The following is a 215-nucleotide window of genomic DNA, read 5'->3' as shown; positions in this document are numbered from 1 at the left end:
TGGGGGGCATACTTCGTGGAAAGATGCTGTACCGACAGAATCGGCTCACCGGGGGTATTATCCACAGGAGGGAAGCGGCTTTCCAAGGAACGGCCGACCATGGCGGCAATCAGCAGAAAGTAATTTTCGGCAAATGGCTCGAGCGTGAACCGCAGGTCTTTATGATGGACGAGCCCACCCGCGGTATCGACGTTGGTGCCAAGTACGAAATCTAC

General features: G+C 55.3%; 1 pseudogene. It reads left to right on the top strand.

Annotated features, from left to right (window positions below):
* Nucleotides 1-215 (top strand): annotated as a pseudogene (locus tag H6B10_RS18630) (ABC transporter ATP-binding protein); the annotation flags it as partial.

Origin of the sequence: Gemmiger formicilis, assembly GCF_016901605.1 — a bacterium.
Classification (GTDB): domain Bacteria; phylum Bacillota; class Clostridia; order Oscillospirales; family Ruminococcaceae; genus Gemmiger; species Gemmiger formicilis_B.
This window is presented reverse-complemented; position numbering and strand designations above follow the sequence as displayed.